This window comes from Microbacterium sp. H6, from assembly GCF_003314775.1.
Taxonomy (GTDB): Bacteria; Actinomycetota; Actinomycetes; order Actinomycetales; family Microbacteriaceae; genus Microbacterium; species Microbacterium oxydans.
Genome location: NZ_QOAY01000116.1, coordinates 4,988 through 9,893, shown reverse-complemented (window position 1 = coordinate 9,893; position 4,906 = coordinate 4,988). Strand labels below are relative to the sequence as shown.

Annotated in this window: 5 protein-coding genes; 3 read left to right on the top strand and 2 right to left on the bottom strand. The window is 69.8% G+C overall.

All coding sequences use genetic code 11. The features are described from left to right. The 3 genes from DSP71_RS23360 to DSP71_RS07940 form a co-directional block, all read left to right on the top strand. Nucleotides 1-316 (top strand): ROK family protein (locus tag DSP71_RS23360; protein ID WP_258546324.1); only part of this gene is annotated, 316 nt, incomplete at its 5' end. A gap of 91 nt (nucleotides 317-407) precedes the next feature. Next, nucleotides 408-1,337 (top strand): polysaccharide deacetylase family protein, encoded by a 930-nt coding sequence (locus DSP71_RS07945; protein ID WP_058632961.1) that lies wholly within the window; start codon nucleotides 408-410, stop codon nucleotides 1,335-1,337. Continuing rightward, nucleotides 1,334-2,686, top strand: a complete 1,353-nt coding sequence (locus tag DSP71_RS07940; RefSeq protein ID WP_113680805.1) for an MFS transporter — start codon at nucleotides 1,334-1,336, stop codon at nucleotides 2,684-2,686. Before DSP71_RS07945 ends, DSP71_RS07940 begins: the two co-directional genes overlap by 4 nt. 3 nt (nucleotides 2,687-2,689) lie before the next feature. Here the strand turns inward: DSP71_RS07940 and galE are convergent, their stop codons facing one another. Together galE and galK are read right to left on the bottom strand one after the other, a co-directional pair. Continuing rightward, nucleotides 2,690-3,670, bottom strand: a complete 981-nt coding sequence (gene galE / locus DSP71_RS07935) for a UDP-glucose 4-epimerase GalE (RefSeq protein ID WP_113680804.1) — start codon at nucleotides 3,668-3,670, stop codon at nucleotides 2,690-2,692. Nucleotides 3,671-3,718: 48 nt separating this feature from the next. After that, on the bottom strand, nucleotides 3,719-4,906 hold a 1,188-nt coding region (gene galK / locus DSP71_RS07930; RefSeq protein ID WP_396652047.1), incomplete at its 5' end, for a galactokinase.

The following is a 4,906-nucleotide window of genomic DNA, read 5'->3' as shown; positions in this document are numbered from 1 at the left end:
AGCCGAGCGCGGAGACGAGGCGGCTGTCCAGATCGTGTCAGAGCTCGCCCGCCGCATCGTCCTCGTCGCGGGCACCGTGGGGCTGGTGCTCGACCCCGAGGCGTTCATCCTCAGCGGCAAGGCCGCACACCCGGCCCTCGTCGCCGCGATCGAGCGCATCGCCGCCGAGTACGAGGCGCAGCTTCCGCTCCGGTTCCTGGTCTCGTCGTTCGGCACCGAGGCTCCGCTCATCGGTGCGGTCGACCAAGCCGCGGCAGCGCTCCGCAGCGACCTCTTCAGCCGCATCCTCACGCCCGCACCCAAGGGTGGCCGCTGAACGACCACCCTGACTCGACCGCCGAAGCCCACTCACCGGCACCACGCCACGCCTCCGAGCAACGCCGCTCGACCACCGACAGGATCATCCGATGACCGCACCCTCCGAACTCGCCGACCGCCTCGGACTCGCGCCCGGCACGCGGGCCATCATCCTCAATGCGGATGACTTCGGCATGTGCCATGCCGCGAACACCGCCATCGTCGACCTGCTCACGTCCTCGCGCATCGACTCGAGCACCGTGATGGTCCCGTGCTCCTGGTCGCCCGAAGCGCTCGCCTTCGCCGCCTCCCGTCCGGATCTCGACGTCGGTGTGCATCTCGTGCTCACGAGCGAATGGGCGCGCTACCGGTGGCGTCCGCTCACCGGCTCGGACACGAGCCTCGTCGACGCTGCGGGATTTTTCCCGACCGATGTGCTCTCCGTCGAGCAGAACGCCTCAGACGAGGATGTCGCCGCCGAACTCTCCGCCCAACTGCAGACCGCGCTCGATGCCGGCGTGGATGTGACGCACCTCGACAACCACATGGGGTCGGTCTACGGGCTCGTGACGGGACGGGACTTCCTGCAGCCGGTCTTCGAACTCGCCGCACGGCACGGCCTGCCCTTCCGGCTGCCCCGCAGCATGGACGGCGTGGGCGAGAACCCCGCCCTGCAGGCTCAGCTCGATCGCGCCGCAGCGGCCGCCGACGCGTCCGGCGTCGAGATCATCGATCGCCTCTGGTCGCATCCGTTCGAACTCCTGCGCGAAGGCGCACCCGACGAGGAGACGTATGAGGAGGTGCGAGCCGGTTTCATCGCGCTGCTGCGGGCGGTGCCGGCCGGAGTCACCGAGATCTACCTGCATCCGATGGTCGACGACGACGAGCTCCGCGCGGCCGTCGACTTCAGCGCGAGGAAGCGCGGCTATGAGCTGCGTCTGCTGAGCGACCCGGTCGTGCTGCAGGCCATCGAGGATGAGGCGCTCGTGCGCATCGGCTGGCGCGACCTGCGAGACCTGCAGAGGGGCAGCGCCCGGTGACCTCTCTGCGCGAACGCGTACGCGACCGACGACTGGATGCGGCGCCCACCAGAGTGCAGACGATCGCCTTCGGCGCATCCGGCTTCCCGACGCAACTGATGGCGCAGACCTTCTCGGCCTTCGTCGTCTACTTCTACGTCTCGCACCTCGCGGTCCCGGCGACGGGCGTGGCGATCGCCATGATCGCCCACGGGGTGCTGAACGCCGTGCTGAACCCCGTCGTCGGCACGATCTCCGACCGGCTGCGCACGCCCTGGGGTCGGCGCATCCCGTGGATCGGCCTGGGCATCGCGCCACTCGTCGTCGCCTTCGCGCTGGTCTGGATGCCGCCGGAGCTCCCGGTCACCGGCCTCATCGTCTGGTTCCTCGTCGTCGTGGCCGTCTACGACGTGGCCTTCGTGGTGGTGGTGCTGAACATCTCGGCGCTGTTCCCTGAGATCTTCCGCACCACCGAGGAGCGGGCCCGCGGCAACGTGCCGCGACAGATCTTCGCGATCCTCGGCATGGTGCTCGGCACGGCCGGCGCTCCCGCCCTGTACGGCGCCATCGGCTGGCCGGGAATGGCCATGGTGCTCGGGGCCGTCTGTCTCGTGCTGCTCGTGTGGTCGTTCCTCGGAGGCATGATCGAGCGCCGGACGCCGCAGACATCAGCGGAGTCGTCATCGCCCGACAACCCGGGGGAGGCCATGCGCTGGCGTGATCAGCTGACCTATACCTTCCGCAACCGTGCGTTCGTCCCGTACGTCCTCGGCTCGCTGTTCGTGCAGACGTCGATCGCCGTGATCCTCGCCGCCGTCCCCTTCTACGTACGCTACTCGCTGCACGCGCCGGAGGGAGAGGGCAGTCTGCTGCTCGGGGCGATCTTCGTGACCGCGATCCCCTCGATCGTGTTGTGGAGCGCGGTCGTCCGCCGCACCTCGCCGCGCACGGCCATGCTGTGGAGCGTCGCGGTGTTCGGGACGGCCGTTCTCGGCTATCTCGCCCCCTCGACCGTGCTCGGCGCTGCGCTGGTCGGCGTGGCCGTCGGTGTGGGTGTCGGGGGTCTGCTGCAGCTGCTCGAGGTCATGCTCGCGCAGATCATCGACGATGACGCGACCCGCACCGGGCACCGTCGAGAAGGCGCCTACTTCGGGGTGAACGGATTCGTGGTCCGTGGCTCGGTCGTGCTGCAGGCGATCGTCGCCGCAGTGGTGCTGAACGCTGCCGGGTTCGATGCCACTCTCGGCGACGCACAGCCGGACAGTGTCGACGGAGGCATCCGGCTGATGCTCGCGGTGATCCCGCTCGGGTTCACGGCCGTCGCCTGGCTGTGCTTCTGGGCGTACCCGATCCGCACTCGCGACGTCTGACCGTCAGGGGCGAGCTGCCTGTCGGGCCTCCCAGCCCGTGCGCACCATCTCGTCCACCGAGTACCGCATGGTCCAGTCGAGGTCGCGTGCGGCGAGCTCGCCCGTCGCCACGATGCGGTCGGGGTCTCCGGGGCGCCGGGGGCCGACTTCGGGGGTGAAGTCGATTCCGGTCACGCGGGCGACGGCATCCATGATCTGCTTCACGCTGAGGCCGTCGCCGGAGCCGAGGTTGTATGCCGCTTCGAGGGGCTGGCCGGACGTGAGGCGCTGGGCCGCCGCGACGTGGGCGGCCGCGATGTCGCCGACGTGCACGTAGTCGCGTACGTTCGTCCCGTCTTCCGTGTCGTAGTCGTCGCCGTTGATGCGCGGGGTCTTCCCCGCGATCAGCGCCTCGAACACGATGGGGAACAGGTTGTGCGGGCTGACGTCGTAGACCGTCGGATCGGCGGATCCCACCACGTTGAAGTACCGCAGCGAGGTGTGCCGCAGCGGGCGCTCCGAGTCCGCCGTCGCGATCGCCTGGTCGCGCAGCAGCCACTCGCCGATGAGCTTGGATTCCCCGTAGGGGCTGGCAGGCTTCTTGGCGGTGTCCTCGACGACGAGGGCGACGTCTGGGGTGCCGTACACCGCGGCGGACGAGGAGAAGACGATGTTCGCGACACCGGCGGACTCCATGGCCTCGAGGATCACGCGTGTGCCGTCGACGTTCTGCGCATAGGTGTGCAGGGGGCGCTGCACCGAGACGCCGGCGTACTTGAAGCCGGCGACGTGGATCACCCCTTCGGCGTCATGCTCGCGCAGCGTGCTCTCGACGAGCGCGCGGTCGAGGATGCTGCCCTGCACGAACTCCACGCCTTCGGGCACGAAAGACGGGACACCGCTGGAGAGGTCGTCGAGCACGACAGGCGTGAGCCCCGCGTTCGCAAGCGCACGCACGACGTGGGAGCCGATGTAGCCGGCCCCGCCGGTCACGATCCAGGACATTGCTTCCTCTCCTGCCGCGGATTCGTCGCGGCCCGATGGATCATTCTGTCATGCGTCGCGCCGAGGACCGGCTGAGGGGAGGACCGCGAACAGCAGGGGTTCCACGAACCCGTGCGCCGCGAAGGAATCCCTCACGGCCTCCGAAACCGAGGCGACGTCGGACGCTTCGACCAGAGCGATCGCCGCACCGCCGAAACCGCCGCCCGTCATCCGCGCCCCCAGGGCGCCGGCGGCCAGGGCGGTGTCGACGGCCGTGTCGAGCTCGGGGGTCGAGATCTCGAAGTCGTCCCGCATCGATGCGTGCGAGGCGACCAGGAAGTCGCCGATCGCTCGCACGCCCCGCTCGCGCAGCACCCGCACCGTGTCGAGCACCCGCTGGTTCTCGGTCACGATGTGGCGCACGCGGCGGAAGGTCACGTCGTCCATCAGACCCTGCGCCCGCGGCAGGTCGTCCACCGTGACGTCGCGCAGTGCCGGCACACCCAGGAGCGAGGCGCCGAGCTCGCAGGAAGCGCGCCTCTCGCGATAGCCGCCGGTGGAGTGGGCGTGCTTCACGCGCGTGTCGATCACGAGCATCGCGAGGCCCGTCTCGGCGACGGCGAGTGGGACGAGTTCGGCGTCCAACGAGCGGCAGTCGAGGAAGATCGCGGTGTCGGGCTGACCGAGCATCGACGCCATCTGGTCCATGATGCCGGTCGGCGCGCCCACCGCTTCGTTCTCGGCACGGCGCCCGATGCGGGCGAGGTGCGTGCCGTCGAAGCCGGTGTTCCACAGGTCGTTCAGCGCGGAAGCCGTCGCGCCCTCGATCGCGGCGGACGAGGAGAGTCCCGCCCCGACGGGCACGTCGGACGCGATGGTGAGGTCGAATCCTCCGAAGGGCCCGCTCTCCGTCGCGGCCTGTCGCATCGCCCAGGCGACTCCGAGGGGGTACGCGGCCCATTCGGGGACGGCAGGGTGGGCGCCCGCGGGGGTGGGGAAGAGCCGATCCAGATCGTCCAGGTCGACCTCGACCGGCTCCTCGGCGAAGGTGGAGGCGACTCGGACCCGGTCGTCGTCGCGCAGGCCGACGGCGGCCACCGTGCGCTGCGGGATGGCGAACGGCAGCACGAACCCGTCGTTGTAGTCGGTGTGCTCGCCGATGAGGTTCACGCGTCCGGGTGCCGACCAGAATCCGTCCGGCTCGCGGCCGGTGAGGCGCGCGAACAGGGATCCGGCGTCATCGTGTGCGGCGTCGTC